General features: G+C 57.9%; 21 protein-coding genes and 1 tRNA gene. 18 read left to right on the forward strand and 4 right to left on the reverse strand.

The annotated features are described in order from the left end of the window. Positions 1-22: 22 nt before the first annotated feature. Genes rbsK through BLP82_RS27345 form a run of 3 tightly spaced genes read left to right on the forward strand, consistent with a single transcriptional unit; the run spans position 23 to position 2,397 of the window. Positions 23-937 carry a ribokinase gene (gene rbsK, locus BLP82_RS27335; RefSeq protein WP_092175796.1) on the forward strand — a complete coding sequence of 305 codons (915 nt, stop codon included), beginning with the start codon at positions 23-25 and terminating at the stop codon, positions 935-937. Then, a complete protein-coding gene (rbsD, locus tag BLP82_RS27340) occupies positions 934-1,338 on the forward strand; it encodes a D-ribose pyranase (RefSeq protein WP_092175800.1) in 405 nt (134 codons plus the stop codon). The genes rbsK and rbsD overlap by 4 nt, the downstream gene beginning before the upstream one ends. Before the next feature lie 30 nt (positions 1,339-1,368). Continuing rightward, a complete protein-coding gene (locus tag BLP82_RS27345; RefSeq protein ID WP_072339745.1) occupies positions 1,369-2,397 on the forward strand; it encodes a nucleoside hydrolase in 1,029 nt (342 codons plus the stop codon). Between the two features lie 46 nt (positions 2,398-2,443). Here the strand turns inward: BLP82_RS27345 and BLP82_RS27350 are convergent, their stop codons facing one another. Then, the gene (locus BLP82_RS27350) at positions 2,444-2,641 is read right to left on the reverse strand and encodes a hypothetical protein (RefSeq protein WP_092175803.1); all 198 of its coding nucleotides are present in this window, start codon (positions 2,639-2,641) and stop codon (positions 2,444-2,446) included. A 129-nt stretch (positions 2,642-2,770) separates the two neighbouring features. Between BLP82_RS27350 and BLP82_RS27355 the strand changes: the two genes are divergently transcribed. Together BLP82_RS27355 and BLP82_RS27360 are read left to right on the forward strand one after the other, a co-directional pair. Then, entirely contained in the window at positions 2,771-3,076 is a 306-nt protein-coding gene (locus tag BLP82_RS27355) for a hypothetical protein (protein WP_092175807.1), read from the forward strand. Between the two features lie 156 nt (positions 3,077-3,232). Further along, positions 3,233-3,547, forward strand: coding sequence for an I78 family peptidase inhibitor (locus BLP82_RS27360; protein ID WP_060738177.1), 315 nt, complete (start codon positions 3,233-3,235; stop codon positions 3,545-3,547). 67 nt (positions 3,548-3,614) lie between these two features. Here the strand turns inward: BLP82_RS27360 and BLP82_RS27365 are convergent, their stop codons facing one another. Next, entirely contained in the window at positions 3,615-3,827 is a 213-nt protein-coding gene (locus BLP82_RS27365; protein ID WP_003179963.1) for a cold-shock protein, read from the reverse strand. Between the two features lie 288 nt (positions 3,828-4,115). Further along, positions 4,116-4,418 (reverse strand): hypothetical protein, encoded by a 303-nt coding sequence (locus tag BLP82_RS27370; protein ID WP_092175811.1) that lies wholly within the window; start codon positions 4,416-4,418, stop codon positions 4,116-4,118. Positions 4,419-4,791: 373 nt separating this feature from the next. Between BLP82_RS27370 and thrS the strand changes: the two genes are divergently transcribed. The 12 genes from thrS (at position 4,792) to ilvA (ending at position 14,709) form a co-directional block, all read left to right on the forward strand. Beyond that, positions 4,792-6,714 carry a threonine--tRNA ligase gene (gene thrS, locus BLP82_RS27380; protein ID WP_014337550.1) on the forward strand — a complete coding sequence of 641 codons (1,923 nt, stop codon included), beginning with the start codon at positions 4,792-4,794 and terminating at the stop codon, positions 6,712-6,714. Next, on the forward strand, positions 6,714-7,265 hold the full coding sequence (gene infC / locus BLP82_RS27385) for a translation initiation factor IF-3 (protein ID WP_169432615.1): 552 nt from the start codon (positions 6,714-6,716) through the stop codon (positions 7,263-7,265). Before thrS ends, infC begins: the two co-directional genes overlap by 1 nt. Before the next feature lie 60 nt (positions 7,266-7,325). Next, entirely contained in the window at positions 7,326-7,520 is a 195-nt protein-coding gene (gene rpmI, locus BLP82_RS27390) for a 50S ribosomal protein L35 (RefSeq protein WP_002553160.1), read from the forward strand. Positions 7,521-7,550: 30 nt separating this feature from the next. Next, entirely contained in the window at positions 7,551-7,907 is a 357-nt protein-coding gene (gene rplT, locus BLP82_RS27395) for a 50S ribosomal protein L20 (protein ID WP_002553161.1), read from the forward strand. Positions 7,908-8,016: 109 nt separating this feature from the next. After that, positions 8,017-9,033, forward strand: a complete 1,017-nt coding sequence (pheS, locus tag BLP82_RS27400) for a phenylalanine--tRNA ligase subunit alpha (protein ID WP_003203624.1) — start codon at positions 8,017-8,019, stop codon at positions 9,031-9,033. Positions 9,034-9,069: 36 nt separating this feature from the next. Further along, positions 9,070-11,448 (forward strand): phenylalanine--tRNA ligase subunit beta, encoded by a 2,379-nt coding sequence (gene pheT, locus BLP82_RS27405; RefSeq protein ID WP_092175815.1) that lies wholly within the window; start codon positions 9,070-9,072, stop codon positions 11,446-11,448. A 3-nt stretch (positions 11,449-11,451) separates the two neighbouring features. Continuing rightward, positions 11,452-11,754 (forward strand): integration host factor subunit alpha, encoded by a 303-nt coding sequence (gene ihfA / locus BLP82_RS27410; protein ID WP_002553164.1) that lies wholly within the window; start codon positions 11,452-11,454, stop codon positions 11,752-11,754. Further along, a complete protein-coding gene (locus BLP82_RS27415; RefSeq protein WP_003179985.1) occupies positions 11,735-12,091 on the forward strand; it encodes a MerR family transcriptional regulator in 357 nt (118 codons plus the stop codon). The genes ihfA and BLP82_RS27415 overlap by 20 nt, the downstream gene beginning before the upstream one ends. A gap of 90 nt (positions 12,092-12,181) precedes the next feature. After that, a tRNA-Pro gene (locus BLP82_RS27420) sits at positions 12,182-12,258 on the forward strand. A gap of 619 nt (positions 12,259-12,877) precedes the next feature. Continuing rightward, positions 12,878-13,210, forward strand: a complete 333-nt coding sequence (locus tag BLP82_RS31400; RefSeq protein ID WP_218189441.1) for a hypothetical protein — start codon at positions 12,878-12,880, stop codon at positions 13,208-13,210. Between the two features lie 40 nt (positions 13,211-13,250). Beyond that, entirely contained in the window at positions 13,251-13,541 is a 291-nt protein-coding gene (locus BLP82_RS31405; RefSeq protein ID WP_218189442.1) for a hypothetical protein, read from the forward strand. A 145-nt stretch (positions 13,542-13,686) separates the two neighbouring features. Then, on the forward strand, positions 13,687-14,709 hold the full coding sequence (ilvA, locus tag BLP82_RS27430) for a threonine ammonia-lyase, biosynthetic (protein WP_092175819.1): 1,023 nt from the start codon (positions 13,687-13,689) through the stop codon (positions 14,707-14,709). 761 nt (positions 14,710-15,470) lie between these two features. On the opposite strand, the gene BLP82_RS27435 is transcribed toward ilvA, so the two are convergent. Further along, the gene (locus BLP82_RS27435; protein ID WP_092175824.1) at positions 15,471-16,358 is read right to left on the reverse strand and encodes an AraC family transcriptional regulator; all 888 of its coding nucleotides are present in this window, start codon (positions 16,356-16,358) and stop codon (positions 15,471-15,473) included. Between the two features lie 270 nt (positions 16,359-16,628). Here BLP82_RS27435 and BLP82_RS27440 point away from each other — a divergent pair. Then, on the forward strand, positions 16,629-16,862 hold a 234-nt coding region (locus BLP82_RS27440), incomplete at its 3' end, for a transposase (protein ID WP_139197972.1).

Consider the following 16,862-nt stretch of genomic DNA (forward strand, 5'->3'; position numbering starts at 1 on the left):
CCGAATTGACGAGTAGTGATGTATGCCAGCAAAAGTAGTGGTAATAGGCAGTCTGAACATGGACCTGGTGACCCGGGCGCCGCGCTTGCCCCGTGGCGGTGAAACGCTGATCGGCGAGTCGTTCGCCACCATTCCGGGTGGCAAGGGCGCCAACCAGGCGGTAGCCGCCGCGCGCCTGGGGGCGCAGGTGTCGATGGTCGGCTGCGTGGGCGACGATGCCTATGGCGAACAATTGCGCGGCGCGTTGCTGGCCGAGGGCATCGACTGCCAGGCGGTCCGCGTAGAGGAGGGTTCCAGCGGCGTGGCGCTGATTGTCGTCGATGACAACAGCCAGAATGCGATCGTTATCGTCGCCGGTGCCAACGGAGCGCTCACTGCCCAGGTCTTGGACGGTGTCGATGACGTGCTGCAAAGCGCCGATGTCATCGTCTGTCAGCTCGAAGTGCCGGATGCCACCGTCGGCCATGCCCTCAAGCGCGGACGTGAGTTGGGCAAGATCGTCATCCTCAACCCGGCACCGGCTTCCCATACGTTGCCCGCCGACTGGTACGCCTGCATCGACTACTTGATTCCCAATGAAAGCGAAGCAGCGGTGCTGAGCGGGCTGGCAGTGGATTCCCTGGAAACCGCGGAGGCCGCCGCCGCGCATTTGATCGCCGCCGGTGCCGGCAAGGTGATCGTCACCCTGGGGGCCCAGGGGCTGATGTTTGCCAACGGCGCCAGCTTCGAGCATTTCCCGGCCCCGCGGGTCAAGGCAGTGGACACCACGGCCGCCGGAGATACCTTTGTCGGAGGCTTCGCGGCAGCCTTGGCCAGCGGCAAAAGCGAGGTCGATGCGATTCGTTTCGGCCAGGTCGCCGCCGCGCTGTCGGTCACCCGCGCCGGCGCGCAACCTTCAATCCCCACGTTGCTGGAAGTACAGGCTTTCAAATCATGAAAAAGACGCCGTTATTGAATGTGGCACTGTCCCGACTGATCGCTTCCCTCGGCCATGGCGACAAGGTGGTCATCGGTGATGCCGGCCTGCCCGTGCCGCCCCAGGTCGAATTGATCGACCTGGCCTTGACCCATGGCATTCCTGATTTTGTCAGCACCTTGAAGGTGGTGCTCAGCGAAATGCAGGTGGAAAGCCATGTCCTGGCCGAGGAAATCCTCGATAAGCAGCCGTTGGCTCTGACAACCCTGGAGACATTGAATGCCGAGCGGGCGTTGGGTGAGCGGGCGTTGGTCAGCCATGAGCAATTCAAGGTTATCAGCCGACAGGCGCGGGCGATCATTCGCACAGGCGAATGCTCGCCATACTGCAATATCGTGCTGGTCGCTGGAGTGACGTTCTAACCCTGTTCAACCCTGCACAAGGAGTGCGCTATGCACCGCTATGCTGAGAAAATGCATCAACTGATCCGGAGTCTGCTGCTTTTGTCATTGATCACTGCAACGAGCGCCCAGGCGGCGGAAAAGATCGACCTGATCATCGACACCGACCCAGGCGCCGACGACGTGGTGGCGCTGCTGTTCGCCCTGGCGTCGCCCGAGGAGCTGCATATCCGTGCGCTGACCACCGTCGCCGGCAATGTGCGCCTGGACAAGACCTCGCGCAACGCTCGCCTGGCCCGTGAGTGGGCGGGGCGCGAAGACGTGCCGGTCTATGCCGGTGCGCCGAAACCCTTGATGCGCACGCCCATCTACGCAGAGAACATCCATGGCAAGGAAGGCCTGTCGGGTGTCACAGTGCACGAGCCGAAGAAAGGGCTGGCCGAAGGCAATGCCGTCAACTACCTGATCGACACGCTGAAGGCGGCCAAGCCCCACAGCATCACTATTGCCATGCTGGGGCCGCAGACCAACCTGGCACTGGCGTTGGTCCAGGAACCGGACATTGTCCAGGGCATCAAGGAAGTGGTGATCATGGGCGGTGCGCACTTCAACGGCGGCAATATCACGCCGGTGGCCGAGTTCAATCTGTTCGCCGATCCGCAGGCGGCCGAGGTGGTGGCCAAGAGCGGCGTGAAGCTGACCTACCTGCCGTTGGACGTGACCCACAAGATTCTCACCAGCGAGGCACGCCTGAAGCAGATCGCGGCGCTGAACAACAATGCCAGCAAGCTGGTGGGCGATATCCTCAACGAATACGTCAAGGGCGACATGGAGCACTACGGCATGACGGGCGGGCCGGTGCATGACGCGACCGTGATTGCCTACCTGCTCAAGCCGCAATTGTTCACCGGCCGTTCAGTCAATGTCGTCGTGGACAGTCGCGAGGGCCCGACGTTCGGGCAGACCATCGTCGACTGGTACGATGGCCTGAAGGCGCCGAAGAACGCGTTCTGGGTGGAAAACGGTGACGCCCAAGGGTTCTTTGACCTGCTGACCGAGCGCCTGGCGCGCCTGAAGTAATCTGCCTGGCATAGCGCCCCCAGGCTGGACCTGTGGGGCGCGTGCCTCAATCCGCGGCGTCGACGATGCTCGGGTAGCGCTCGAATGTCTGCTGGATGAAGTTGCGGGCGACTTCTATCCCCAACTCTTTCACCAACAATTCTATGCAGATGATTGCCAGCTCCTCCGGGCTGCCCGGGCTATAGGAGCTGTGGCCCTCCGACCATTTGGCATTGATGGTGGCTTCGATACTGACGGTGCTCATGGTCGGGCTCGCGAGTTGGAGGTCTGTAGGCTGAGTTAAACATTTTTGCCCGGGATTTGGCACTGCGACTTAGGCATTGGGGGAGGGCTGTGCGACACTTGTTCCTTTATTTTTCAAAGGAGCTTCGCCGTGCAGATAGATTTGAACGCTCCTGGTGGCCTGACCGTCGAGGCGGTTCGTCAATTGCTGGCCTCGGCCAGTGACGACGAGCATACCCAGCTGCGCGTGACCAAGGACGGCATCGCCTACTTGTCCTCGGGTGTGGTCGGTGGCGTTGACATCGAGGGTTTGCGGTTTCGGCTCGAAACTTGGGCGAAGGGCTCGGGGTACGTCGGCCGGGTCGCTGCCAGTGACGAGGTCTGGGTCATGCAGATCTACAATGCGCTGAAGGACAACTGGCCCAATCCGCCCTTCGATTACATTGACGTTTATTGAGCTGCGTTCATATCCAGTCACGATTCAGGTCTGAACACCTGGAACGGGCTCAGGCAAACTGCCAGCTTTCCCCAGGCTGATGCCTGCGGTGTTGAAACCAAGCGCCGTTTGGGCTGTCGCACGTTCTCTGTTTATTCATCGAAAAAAGGAGGCTTCATGCCTTGGAAGCTCGCGTCATTGAGTACTTTGCTGGCCGCCATGTTCTTGAGCGGTTGCAGCAGCACCTCTGAATCGACCCCCGAACCTGTGGCTGCCGAGACCGGTCACAGCCGCTGTGAAGCAAAGGCCGCCGAGTTCGCCATTGGCAAGAAGGCCTCGCCACAGTTGCTGGAGCAGGCCCGCACCCGTGCCGGTGCGCAGAATGCCCGGATCCTCAAGCCCAACGACATGGTCACGCTCGAGTACCGCTCCGATCGCCTGAATCTCAATACCGATGCCAACCTGGTGATCAACCGGGTGAACTGTGGCTGATTGACGCTTTTCGATCGCCCATAAAAAACCCCGTCACATGGACGGGGTTTTTTTGTACGCCGAGAAATTACTCTGGGCGAACCTGTGCAGCTTGCATACCCTTTTGGCCTTTCTCAGCCACGAAGGAAACGGTCTGGCCTTCTTTCAGGCTTTTGAAACCGTCGCTTTCGATAGCTTTGAAGTGTACGAACAGGTCGTCACCGCCACCTTGAGGAGTGATGAAGCCGAAGCCTTTTTCATCGTTGAACCATTTAACGGTGCCGGTTTGGCGATTAGACATGGTGTATCTCCAAGAAACATATATTTTCAGTGTACTGTGCTGCTCAGGCCAACTGGGCACACCCGGGTATCATAGTCGAAATGTTCGATTTGGGAGCCCCCCGTAGGCGCTGTTTGCCAATCAGTCGTGTTTACTTTATCGCCTTTGCCCGCTGAAAGGCCCGGTTTTAAAGGCTTTGAGCCGAAAGTAAAGACGATAAAAAAAGCTGTAAAACCTGCATAAATAGTACGAAAAAGCGCTTTTTTTGGCCTTTTATCAGCCCCGGGCGGCTTCAAAGACTCCAGTTGTTCACTTTTTCGCAGGCACATTGGCCTTGCATTTGGCGATCTCGCCAAGGGCTTTCTGCTGCAGTTCTGGGGTGGCCTTGTTGTCCATCAGCGCCTGGATCTCCGAGGCCGGGTAGGACTTGATGGCGTCGGCACCACAGGCGCAGTGGGATTTGGCCGCCGCCGCGCCAATCTGCGGGGTAGCCGCCTGGGTGCATTGGGCCATGTATTTATCCCGCTCGCCCTTCGGCCAGTCGGCGTGAGCATTCAACGGCAGCAGCAGAACAAAGGGGGCGACTACGGCGAACAGAGTATTGAGACGCATGCGGGGATGCTCCTTGTGGGTCGATGTTCTGTGATTCGAGGGCGCTAGGGCCGATCAAGTTCAGCACTCTGGCATAAAAGCGGACGATTTGCCTTCCTGTGACAGCCTTGTGCATCGATGACCGTTCATCTGTGCTAGCATGCCGGGCTCGGCTATTTCCAGGCTGCGGATGATTGTTCGTCCCGGTGGCAAAGAGTCCGAATAACCCTGATTTGAATCCCAGTCACTCTGGTTCGGTTTTCCCGGTTGGCCGCAAGGCTCCTGCCGCTGTAAGGCAGGCGTTCGTCATTGAATGGCCTGGACTGGATCTTGTACTGGCTCATCCCAACCCACGTGACCTTTGGTAGGGGTCACCACTAGGAGAGGAGGCGCCATGCCAACTATTACTCTTCCCGACGGCAGTCAACGTTCGTTCGATCACCCGGTTTCCGTAGCCGAGGTTGCCGCATCCATCGGCGCGGGCCTGGCCAAGGCCACCCTGGCCGGCAAGGTCAACGGTAAACTGGTCGACGCCAGTGACGTCATCGACAGCGACGCCACGCTGCAAATCATCACGCCCAAGGATGAAGAGGGGCTGGAGATCATTCGCCACTCCTGCGCGCACTTGGTTGGCCACGCGGTCAAGCAACTGTACCCGAGCGCGAAGATGGTCATCGGGCCGGTCATCGACGAAGGCTTCTATTACGACATCGCCTTCGAGCGTCCTTTCACGCCGGACGACATGGCCGCCATCGAACAGCGCATGCAGCAGCTGATCGAGAAAGATTACGACGTCATCAAGAAAGTCACCCCGCGCGCCGAAGTCATCGAAGTCTTCAAGGCCCGTGGCGAGGACTACAAGCTGCGTCTGGTGGAAGACATGCCGGATGAGCAGGCCATGGGCCTGTACTACCACGAAGAATACGTCGACATGTGTCGCGGTCCGCACGTGCCGAACACGCGTTTCCTCAAGTCCTTCAAGCTGACCAAGCTGTCCGGCGCCTACTGGCGTGGCGATGCGAAGAACGAGCAGTTGCAGCGCGTCTACGGCACTGCCTGGGCGGACAAGAAGCAACTGGCGGCCTACATCCAGCGTATCGAAGAAGCCGAAAAGCGCGATCACCGCAAGATCGGCAAGCGCTTGGGCCTGTTCCACACCCAGGAAGAATCCCCGGGCATGGTGTTCTGGCACCCGAACGGCTGGACCCTGTACCAGGTGCTCGAGCAGTACATGCGCCAGGTCCAGCGTGAGAACGGCTACCTGGAGATCAAGACGCCGCAAGTGGTCGACCGCAGCCTGTGGGAGAAATCCGGGCACTGGGCCAACTACGCCGACAACATGTTCACCACTCAGTCGGAAAACCGCGACTACGCCATCAAGCCGATGAACTGCCCGTGCCACGTGCAGGTGTTCAACCAGGGCCTGAAAAGCTACCGCGAGCTGCCGATGCGCCTGGCCGAGTTCGGTGCCTGCCACCGCAACGAGCCGTCGGGTGCGCTGCACGGCATCATGCGCGTGCGTGCGTTTACCCAGGACGATGCGCACATCTTCTGCACCGAAGAGCAGATGCAGGCCGAATCCGCCGCCTTCATCAAGCTGACCATGGACGTCTACCGGGATTTCGGCTTCACCGAAGTCGAGATGAAGCTGTCCACTCGTCCGGAAAAGCGCGTCGGTTCCGACGAGCTGTGGGATCGCGCCGAAGCGGCCCTGGCCGCCGCCCTCGATAGCGCGGGCCTTGCGTATGACCTGCAGCCGGGCGAGGGGGCCTTCTACGGTCCGAAGATCGAGTTCTCGCTGAAAGATTGCCTCGGTCGCGTCTGGCAGTGTGGTACCCTGCAGCTCGATTTTAACCTGCCGATCCGTCTGGGCGCCGAATACGTGTCCGAAGACAACAGCCGCAAGCACCCGGTCATGCTTCACCGCGCGATCCTCGGTTCGTTCGAGCGTTTCGTCGGGATTCTGATCGAACACTACGAGGGCGCGTTCCCTGCGTGGCTGGCGCCGACCCAGGCAGTGATCATGAATATCACTGATAAACAGGCAGATTTTGCCGCTGAAGTCGAAAAAACTCTCAACCAAAGCGGATTTCGTGCCAAGTCCGACTTGAGAAATGAAAAGATCGGCTTTAAAATCCGCGAGCATACTTTGCTCAAGGTTCCCTTTCTCTTGGTTATTGGAGATCGGGAGGTCGAGATGCAGACTGTCGCTGTGCGTACTCGTGAAGGTGCTGACCTGGGCTCGATGCCCGTCGCCGAATTCGCTGAGTTCCTCGCGCAAGCGGTTTCCCGGCGTGGTCGCCCAGATTTGGAGTAATTATTATTAAGCGTGAAATGAGACAAGATAAACGAGCTGCACCGAAAGCCCCGATCAACGAGAATATCTCGGCACGCGAGGTTCGGTTAATTGGCGCTGACGGCGAGCAGATTGGCATCGTCTCGATTGATGAAGCGCTTCGTATTGCTGAAGAAGCAAAGCTTGATCTGGTAGAAATTTCCGCGGACGCAGTCCCACCGGTTTGCCGGGTGATGGACTACGGCAAGTCGATCTTCGAGAAGAAGAAGCAGATTGCCGCGGCGAAGAAAAACCAGAAGCAGATTCAGGTAAAAGAAATCAAGTTTCGTCCAGGGACGGAGGAAGGGGATTACCAGGTAAAACTGCGCAACCTGGTACGTTTCCTGAGTGATGGGGACAGGGCCAAGGTATCCTTGCGATTCCGCGGCCGTGAGATGGCCCACCAGGAGCTGGGGATGGAACTCCTCAAGCGGGTTGAACAAGACCTGCTCGAGTACGGTTCGGTCGAACAGCATCCTAAGATGGAAGGACGCCAGCTGATCATGGTCATCGCCCCGAAAAAGAAGAAGTAATCACCAGGGCACGGCAGGCCTTGCGATTATGTTTATCAACTGAATGCGGAGTATCCGAACATGCCAAAGATGAAAACCAAAAGTGGTGCTGCTAAGCGGTTTCTGAAAACTGCTAACGGTATCAAGCACAAGCACGCTTTCAAGAGCCACATCCTGACCAAAATGTCGACCAAGCGTAAGCGTCAACTGCGCGGTAGCAGCTTGCTGCATCCGTCTGACGTGGCAAAAGTCGAGCGCATGCTGCGCCTTCGTTAATTTTTGGATCAAGAATAGAGGAAGTAACTCATGGCTCGTGTAAAGCGTGGCGTCATTGCCCGTAAGCGTCACAAAAAAATTCTGAAACTTGCTAAAGGCTACTACGGCGCGCGCTCCCGCGTATTCCGTGTTGCCAAGCAAGCGGTAATCAAGGCAGGCCAATACGCCTACCGTGACCGTCGTCAGAAAAAACGTCAGTTCCGCGCTCTGTGGATCGCTCGTATCAACGCTGGTGCTCGTGTTAACGGTCTGTCCTACAGCCGTTTCATCGCTGGCCTGAAAAAAGCCTCCATCGAGATCGACCGTAAGGTTCTGGCTGATCTGGCAGTGAACGAAAAAGCGGCGTTTGCTGCGATTGTCGAGAAAGCTAAAGCCACCTTGGCTTAAGTACCCCCGGCAGTCACCCGGGCTCACCTCTGTGGGCCCAGGTGTCAAACGTCATAAATAGGGGAAGAGCCTTAAAGCTCTTCCCCTATTTTGTATCTGGAGTCTGTACATGGAAAACCTGGACGCGCTGGTCGCTCAAGCACTAGAGGCTGTGCAAAGCGCTGAAGATATCAATGCCCTGGAGCAAATCCGGGTTCACTACCTTGGCAAGAAGGGCGAGTTGACTCAGGTGATGAAGACCCTGGGGAACCTGCCAGCCGAAGAGCGTCCGCAGGTCGGTGCGCTGATCAACGTTGCCAAGGAGCGTGTCACAGAAGTCCTCAATGCGCGCAAGGCGTTGTTCGAGGAGGCGGATCTGGCTGCCAAGCTCGCCGCCGAGTCCATCGACGTGACCCTGCCTGGCCGTGGCCAGACTTCCGGTGGCTTGCATCCGGTGACCCGGACCCTGGAACGCATCGAGCAGTTCTTCACCCACATCGGCTACGGCATTGCCGAAGGCCCTGAGGTCGAAGACGACTACCACAACTTCGAGGCACTCAACATCCCAGGCCATCACCCGGCCCGGTCGATGCATGACACCTTCTATTTCAATGCGAACATGCTGTTGCGCACCCATACCTCGCCGGTACAGGTCCGCACCATGGAATCGCAGCAGCCGCCGATCCGCATCGTCTGCCCAGGCCGTGTGTACCGCAGCGACTCCGATATCACCCACTCGCCGATGTTCCACCAGGTCGAAGGCCTGCTGGTCGATCGCGACATCAATTTCGCTGACCTGAAAGGCACGATCGAAGAGTTCCTGCGGGTGTTCTTCGAAAAAGAGCTGGCGGTGCGTTTCCGCCCTTCGTACTTCCCGTTCACCGAGCCCTCCGCTGAAGTCGACATGGAATGCGTGATGTGCAGCGGTAAAGGCTGCCGCGTCTGCAAGCAGACTGGCTGGCTGGAAGTGATGGGCTGCGGGATGGTTCACCCGAACGTGCTGCGTATGTCCGGTATCGATCCGGAAGAATTCTCGGGTTTTGCTTTCGGCATGGGCGTCGAGCGCTTGGCCATGCTGCGTTACGGTGTGAATGACTTGCGCCTGTTCTTCGACAACGACTTGCGGTTCCTTGCGCAATTTCGCTAGGTCGCAGGCCCGTAACGAATCTATTAGGAGAACAGGATGAAATTCAGTGAACAATGGCTGCGCGGCTGGGTAAGCCCGCAGGTAAGTCGGGACGAGCTGGTTGCTCGCCTGTCGATGGCCGGTCTTGAGGTCGATAGCGTCACGCCGGCCGCCGGTGAATTCAGCGGCGTGGTGGTGGGCGAGGTGTTGAGCACCGAGCAACACCCGGACGCTGACAAATTGCGGGTTTGCCAGGTCAGTAATGGCGCGGAGACCTTCCAGGTGGTCTGCGGCGCACCTAACGTGCGCCCAGGCCTGAAGATCCCGTTCGCCATGATCGGTGCCGAACTGCCGGGCGACTTCAAGATCAAGAAAGCCAAGCTGCGTGGCGTCGAGTCCAACGGCATGCTGTGCTCCCAGGCCGAACTGCAAGTCGGCGAAGGCAACGATGGCCTGATGGAGCTTCCGGCCGATGCGCCGGTGGGCCAGGACATTCGTGAATACCTGAACTTGGACGATGCGAGCATCGAGGTCGACCTGACGCCGAACCGTGGCGACTGCCTGTCCCTGGCCGGCCTGGCCCGTGAAGTCGGCGCGCTGTATGCCGCCCCCGTGACGCGTCCGGTGGTCGCGGCCGTGCCGGCGGTGCATGACGAAGTGCGTTCGATTGACGTCCTGGCGCCGGCGGCATGCCCGCGTTACCTGGGCCGCGTGATCCGTAACGTCGACCTGTCCAAGCCAACACCGCTGTGGATGGTTGAGCGTCTGCGTCGCGCCGACGTGCGCAGCATCGACGCCGCTGTCGACATCACCAACTATGTGATGCTGGAGCTGGGGCAACCGCTGCATGCGTTCGATCTCGCCGAAATCAACGGCGGCATCCGCGTACGCATGGCTGAAGAGGGTGAAAAGCTGGTGCTGCTCGACGGCCAGGAAGTGACCCTGCGCAGCGACACCTTGGTGATTGCCGACCACACCCGCGCCTTGGCGATTGCTGGCGTAATGGGCGGCGAGCACAGTGGCGTATCCGCCACGACCCGCGATGTATTCCTGGAAAGCGCGTTCTTCGACCAGATCGCCGTCGCTGGCAAGGCGCGTTCCTATGGCCTGCACACCGACGCCTCGCACCGCTACGAGCGTGGCGTGGACTGGCAGCTGGCCCGTGAAGCCATGGAGCGCGCCACCGGCCTGCTGCTGGATATCACCGGTGGCGAAGCCGGCCCGATCATCGAGACCGTCAGCGAACAGCACCTGCCCAAGATTGCACCGGTCACCCTGCGTGCCCAGCGCATCACCCAGATGCTGGGCATGGAAATGGCCCCGGCCGAAGTCGAACGCCTGCTCAGCGCCCTCGGCCTGAACATCAGCGCCGATGGGGCAGGGCAGTGGCGCGTCGAAGTGCCAAGCCATCGCTTCGATATCAGCCTGGAAGTCGACCTGATCGAAGAACTGGCTCGCCTGTATGGCTACAACCGTCTGCCGGTTCGCTACCCGCAAGCGCGCTTGGCCCCGCAAGCCAAGGCCGAAGCCCGCAGCGATCTGCCGGAACTGCGTCGCCTGCTGGTGGCCCGTGGTTATCAGGAAGCGATCACCTACAGCTTCATCGATCCACGCCAGTTCGAGCTGTTCAGCCCCGGTGTCGAGCCGCTGTTGCTGGCCAACCCGATCTCCAACGACATGGCGGCCATGCGCTCGTCGCTGTGGCCTGGTTTGGTCAAGTCGCTGCAGCACAACCTCAACCGCCAGCAGGATCGCGTGCGTCTGTTCGAAAGCGGCCTGCGCTTCGTCGGTCAACTGGACGGCTTGAAGCAAGAGCCGATGCTGGCCGGTGTCGTCTGTGGCAGCCGTCTGCCGGAAGGCTGGGCGCAAGGTCGCGATGTCGTCGATTTCTTCGACGTCAAGGCTGACGTGGAAGCGGTGCTGGGCTTCGCCGGCGCGCTCGACGCATTCACTTTCGTACCAGGCAAGCACCCGGCGCTGCACCCAGGGCAGACCGCACGCATCGAGCGAGACGGGCGTGAAGTCGGCTATGTCGGTGCCATCCACCCGGAACTGTCGAAAACCCTGGGCCTCGATCGTCCAGTCTTCGTTTTCGAGCTGGTGCTGGCCGAAGTGGCCCAAGGGAAAATGCCGAAATTCCAAGAGTTATCGCGCTTTCCTGAAGTGCGTCGTGACCTTGCGTTGCTGGCTGACCGTGACGTTGCTTCCAGTGCTGTACTGGACGTAATACGTGAAAATGCAGGCGAATGGCTGACGGACCTCAGGCTATTTGACGTGTATCAGGGTAAAGGCATTGATCCGCATAGAAAAAGCCTTGCAGTTGGCTTGACCTGGCAGCATCCATCGCGCACTCTTAATGACGATGAGGTGAATACCGCAACGCAGAATATCCTCACCTCGCTCGAAAACAGGTTGAACGCCACGTTAAGGAAGTGACGTATGGGGGCTCTGACGAAAGCTGAGATGGCGGAACGTCTGTATGAGGAGCTGGGCCTGAATAAACGGGAGGCCAAAGAATTGGTCGAACTGTTTTTCGAAGAAATCAGGCACGCTCTGGAAGACAACGAACAGGTCAAATTGTCCGGTTTCGGCAATTTCGACCTTCGGGACAAACGCCAGCGGCCTGGCCGCAATCCGAAAACGGGAGAAGAAATCCCGATCACGGCTCGCCGTGTGGTCACCTTTCGTCCAGGGCAGAAGTTGAAGGCCCGAGTTGAGGCTTATGCTGGAACCAAGTCATAACGACGAACTACCCGTCATCCCGGGCAAACGCTACTTCACCATTGGTGAAGTCAGCGAGCTGTGTGCGGTAAAACCGCACGTGCTGCGCTATTGGGAGCAGGAGTTTCCTCAACTCAACCCGGTCAAGCGCCGCGGAAACCGCCGGTATTATCAGCGACAAGACGTGCTGATGATCCGGCAGATCCGCGCGCTGCTGTACGACCAGGGGTTCACCATCGGCGGCGCGCGCCTGCGCCTCTCCGGTGATGAGGCCAAGGACGATACAACCCAGTACAAACAAATGATCCGCCAGATGATCGCCGAGCTTGAAGATGTGCTGGTGGTGCTCAAGAAATAAAATTTCTGCTTTAAATACTTCCAGTTTTCAAAAGCTTGCGATATATTCCTGAGCGTTCCGTTGAGAGGCGGAACAAGATTCACGCCTAGTCGGGGCGTAGCGCAGTCCGGTAGCGCACTAGCATGGGGTGCTAGGGGTCGAGTGTTCGAATCACTCCGTCCCGACCATATTTTTCAATGACTTGGCCCAATCTGAAAAGGTTGGGCTTTTTCATGTCTACAAAATTATTCCCACATTTACTCCCACGGATATCATGGATCCTGGTAGAGCTGCCATCTGAGAGGCGTATTTGTGTTCGAGTCTCGTCCGCTGCGCCATATTTGCTTCCACTAAGGCCCTCTGAACGCCTAGAAGCCACGGAAATCGCGGTCTTTAGCCGCTTTTTTCGTTTCTGGATTCACTGGAATCTATCTCCAGTCACGGTTTTTAAGTACACATTTACATGCTGCAAATCGGGCGACCTACAACGGACTTTCTGAGCGCACAGCGGGTATCTGCTGATTGGCAACCTGAAGTCAGGCTATGCGATCAAGGTCGGACAGATTTGAGGAGACCAAGGAATGAAGCGCTGCGGCATGACTCCTTCGATTACTATCAGGTGATCAGGTCAAGAAGAGCTATGAGAAAGCCAACGTGAGGAACAACGGTGAGTGCTACTAATGCGATCAACAGGATCGACAAAAATCGCAGCTGAATCAGGTAGGCGAGATATTTCTCCGGGGATGGACCTTCGCCCATCCGACGATCTCCGACGCCCTAACGGAGATTCTGCGCCAGAAGCCCCATATGATGGCGGCGCTCATACGAGGCGCGACTATCGAGACCATTCTTAGCCGCTTCACGTGCGAGGGCTCGCCGCTCATTCGAGATGCGCTTGTCATCCAGACAACGCTCGACGACGCTCTGGTCACACGACTTGGTCACACGCCCGACGAATTACACCGCAATTGGATGCTGTTCCACTTCCTTTCCTATCGTTCGAGCGAGGCCGTGTTCGTCAAAGCCGTCAAGCAGTTTTCCAATCTACTTCGACCGCCATGCTGGCAATTTGATCTCACTAGCAACGATCCCCAGATCGCCACCTATGGCACGTGCTCATCACCTCAGCGTCTTGCCTAACGATCTTCGCTCTGAGGTAGCCGACAGGCTGGAATCAGCCGTGTTCAACGGTCTCGACGTCTCCTTCTTCGACGAGCCACAGATGCTAGCGGTCATACCGCCGCTAAGGCTTATCGGTGTGGGCTTAGCGCTGCGGACAACTGTGCTGCCTTCGCTCGAAGAGAGGATCGATGAGATCGCCGGCCGCCGCTCAAGCCGGCTTCGACTATCAGCTCGACGTCTCGATCCTCGCAGCCTTGCAACTCCTCCTCATTTCCAATTGCCCTTCTGGGGGCGAAATAAATGGCGCATCGCCATTGACTTGCTTGGTCACCGCCGGTTAGTTTCGTGACATGCCATTTCAAGCCTTCAGCCAGCCAAGCATTATTATCGCCATTCCTCATAAGGCGGGATAGCACACGGCTGTACCAAAACCCGCCTTAGAGGCGGGTTTTGTTTTTCCGTCTCCAATGCCTTTAAGAAACCAGGAGACACCTATGAGCACGTTCCCCGTCCCTCACACCGCTGATACGGCATTGCTTGAACACTATGTGAAAAAGATCCTCGCCGCGCCGGTCTATGACTTGGCGGTGCGTACGCCCCTGCAAGCCGCGCCGGTGTTGTCGGCATTGTTGGGCAACCAGTTGTTGCTCAAGCGCGAAGACCTGCAACCGACCTTTTCTTTCAAGATACGCGGCGCCTATAACAAGTTGGTGCAGCTCACCGCCGAGCAAAAGGCGCGCGGCGTGGTGACGGCGTCGGCGGGTAACCATGCGCAAGGCGTGGCACTGGCGGCGCGGGAGTTGGGGATCCAGGCGCGGATCGTGATGCCGTGCAGCACGCCGGAATTGAAGGTGCTGGGCGTGCTCTCCCGGGGCGCCGAAGCGGTGCTGCACGGCGAGAGCTTCCCGTTTGCCCTGGCCCATGCGGTGCAACTGGCCGAGATGTCCGGCTGCATCTTCGTTTCGCCCTTCGATGACCCGGATGTGATCGCCGGCCAGGGCACGGTGGCCATGGAAATCCTGCGCCAGCAACAAGGCCCGTTGGACGCGATCTTCGTGCCCGTGGGCGGCGGCGGCCTGATCGCCGGCATTGCGGCCTACGTCAAATACCTGCGGCCCGAGGTGCGCATCATCGGGGTCGAGCCCGAAGGCTCCAGTTGCCTGCTCGCCGCACTGCAGGCCGGGGAGCGGGTGGTGTTGCCGAGTGTCGACGGGTTTGCCGATGGTACCGCGGTCGCGCAAATCGGCGCCTATGGTTTTGAGATCTGCCGCGATTGGGTCGACGAAGTCATCACCGTCAGCAATGACGAATTGTGCAGCGCCATCAAGCTGATCTACGACGATACCCGCTCCATCACCGAACCGTCCGGTGCGTTGGCGGTGGCGGGCATTCGCAGATATGTCGCCCGTCACGGTCTGCGTGGGCAAACCTTGGTGGCGGTCAATTCCGGGGCGAATATCAACTTTGATAGTTTACGACACGTTGCTGAAAGGTGTGCGGCGCAAGGCGCAGTTTGATCCGAGGGCCAGGGTTAACGTTTAATCAAAGGGGGTCGGCGATGATTAGGCGGACACCATCGCCTTTGACGTCGGGGTCAGGAAGGTGATTTGGCCGGACGCTTAGAGCGCCAGTTAGAGCTGGCTGAGGAAAGTCGATGAAAGGTCGCTACTGGTAAGAAATGGCGAATCAACCAGGCCCGAGTCAAGCGTGTTGCACCGTGAGGTGGAGGGGGAAGCGTTGACAAGGGAAATCGATGAGCCAGCCATTGGGCTGTGAAATCAGGAATTCGGGTTGCCGATGCTGTTATGCGAAGCAGAAGGCAACACGGAGCATGGCTTATACGCCAGCCATGCTCTGATCTCCCTCAGTCGGAGACCCTGTGCACGTCGGGACGTTCTCCGCACAGAAGCTGGGAGATCTCAGCGGTGCCCAGCGCGTAAGCTCCGGGCTGAGCAGGAAAGACCAAAGCCGAGTCTGCTTGCGCTTCTCGGTACCGCTTTTCGCGCGGGGGTCAATCTGCTGGATGAGAACTCCGATCTTCGCTCCCCTGCACGACCGCAATGCGTAACCCACACTACTCGCAGATGAAGATTCCAATATCGGTCAGTCTATTGGTGCCTAAGATGGGAGTCGCCGCGATTTAAGAACTGAAGCAATAAACACGACTCGTTTACTGTTGGAGGATGTAACTTGGTCAGGTTTAAATGGGCTTGCTTGGCCCTTATCCATGAGATAGTCAGATGACCAGTGACCGCTTATTGCTTTTAATAAAGCGATGTTAATGACTTTTCTCATCCCGCGGAGAGTATCCGAAAGCCTCCTTGAAACGAACGGAAAAAAGTGCCTGGCTAGAGAAGCCGCAATTATAGGCAACTTCAGCAATTGTCATTTGACGAGATTTATTTTGCAAGTTCTCTCGGAGTAATTTCTGAGCGTGCCTGAGACGTGCGAGACGAAGCTCACGCCCAAAAGTGGTATCGTGAGCCTGAAAGATCTTATGAATATATCGGATGGATACTCTATGGGACTGAGCTGCTCTTTCAGGTGCGAGATCCGGATCCTGAAAATTTGCCGCGATATAGGCCATCACTCGGTGAAAGAAATGGTCTATCACTGGTTTTGAATCATCCCCTGCGTAGCTCTCGGGAACATCCATCATCAAGAAGGCTAGTTCTAGTAAGCCTCTCTCTAAGCTGTTGACATGTTCGATAGAAAGACAGGCCGCGCTTTCCAAAGCTTGCAATGCGAATTGCGTCAGAAGTGGCACGAAACGGGAATTAGCGACATCGACTCGGCCGCAAACTGCATCGATTTTCGGGCACATAGCCCGGAACAAGTCGGCGGGAATCTTAATTGTGACATTTCTAGTACCATCTGGAATATCAGTCCGATACTCTTCTGCTGAGTTAAATATCGCGACCTGACCAGGCGCAACGTCTCCTAATCTACCCAAATGCGAAAAGCGCTCGGTCTGCATCGTGGGCATGACCAACGCGAAAAAGTCTGAATCATCTCGTCCCCCATGTACCTTTCTTCGCAATGCTCGTTGCGCATCGGCAGCAAAACGGGTGATTCCCACGGCGCCAATTTGGGTAGACTCAATAATCCCTGAGAACGAAGAAGGGGCGCGCGCTACGACATCTATAGGGTAGTAGACATCGCTCATGAACTCATTCCAGGCGACAAGACGCCTTTGTGGGTGAACCTCCCCAGTAGAAAATCGGGTCACTAAATGTAACGGATCCACACAACCACCCCGGACTTAGACATTAGTCCGTGCAGCAATGCACGTCTCATGCCAGCGACCACAGTCGCCCATGTTAGCGGCTGAAGAAGGGTGCTAGGTTCTGTACGAAATCCCGAGAAACCCAATTGCCGCCCCTCAAACGCTGAGATTTTGTAGAGTCCTCCGCCATCGACGGAAAGGAATTCTGTGATGGCAAAGCGTTACGAACTCTTGGATGAGGCCTGGGGTGTGGTCTCCGACCTCTTCATCGAAACTCATGGCCGAGGGCGGCCGCGCCTGAGCGACCGCCTGATGCTCGATGGTGTGCTCTGGGTGCTCTGCTCGGGTGCTGTGTGGCGAGACATGCCGGAGCGCTTCGGCCCATGGTCAACGGTGTATCAACGGTTTCGCGGCTGGCGAAATCAGGGAACGTTCGATCAGATG

This window comes from Pseudomonas sp. NFACC37-1, assembly GCF_900101575.1.
Taxonomy (GTDB): Bacteria; Pseudomonadota; Gammaproteobacteria; order Pseudomonadales; family Pseudomonadaceae; genus Aquipseudomonas; species Aquipseudomonas fluorescens_AA.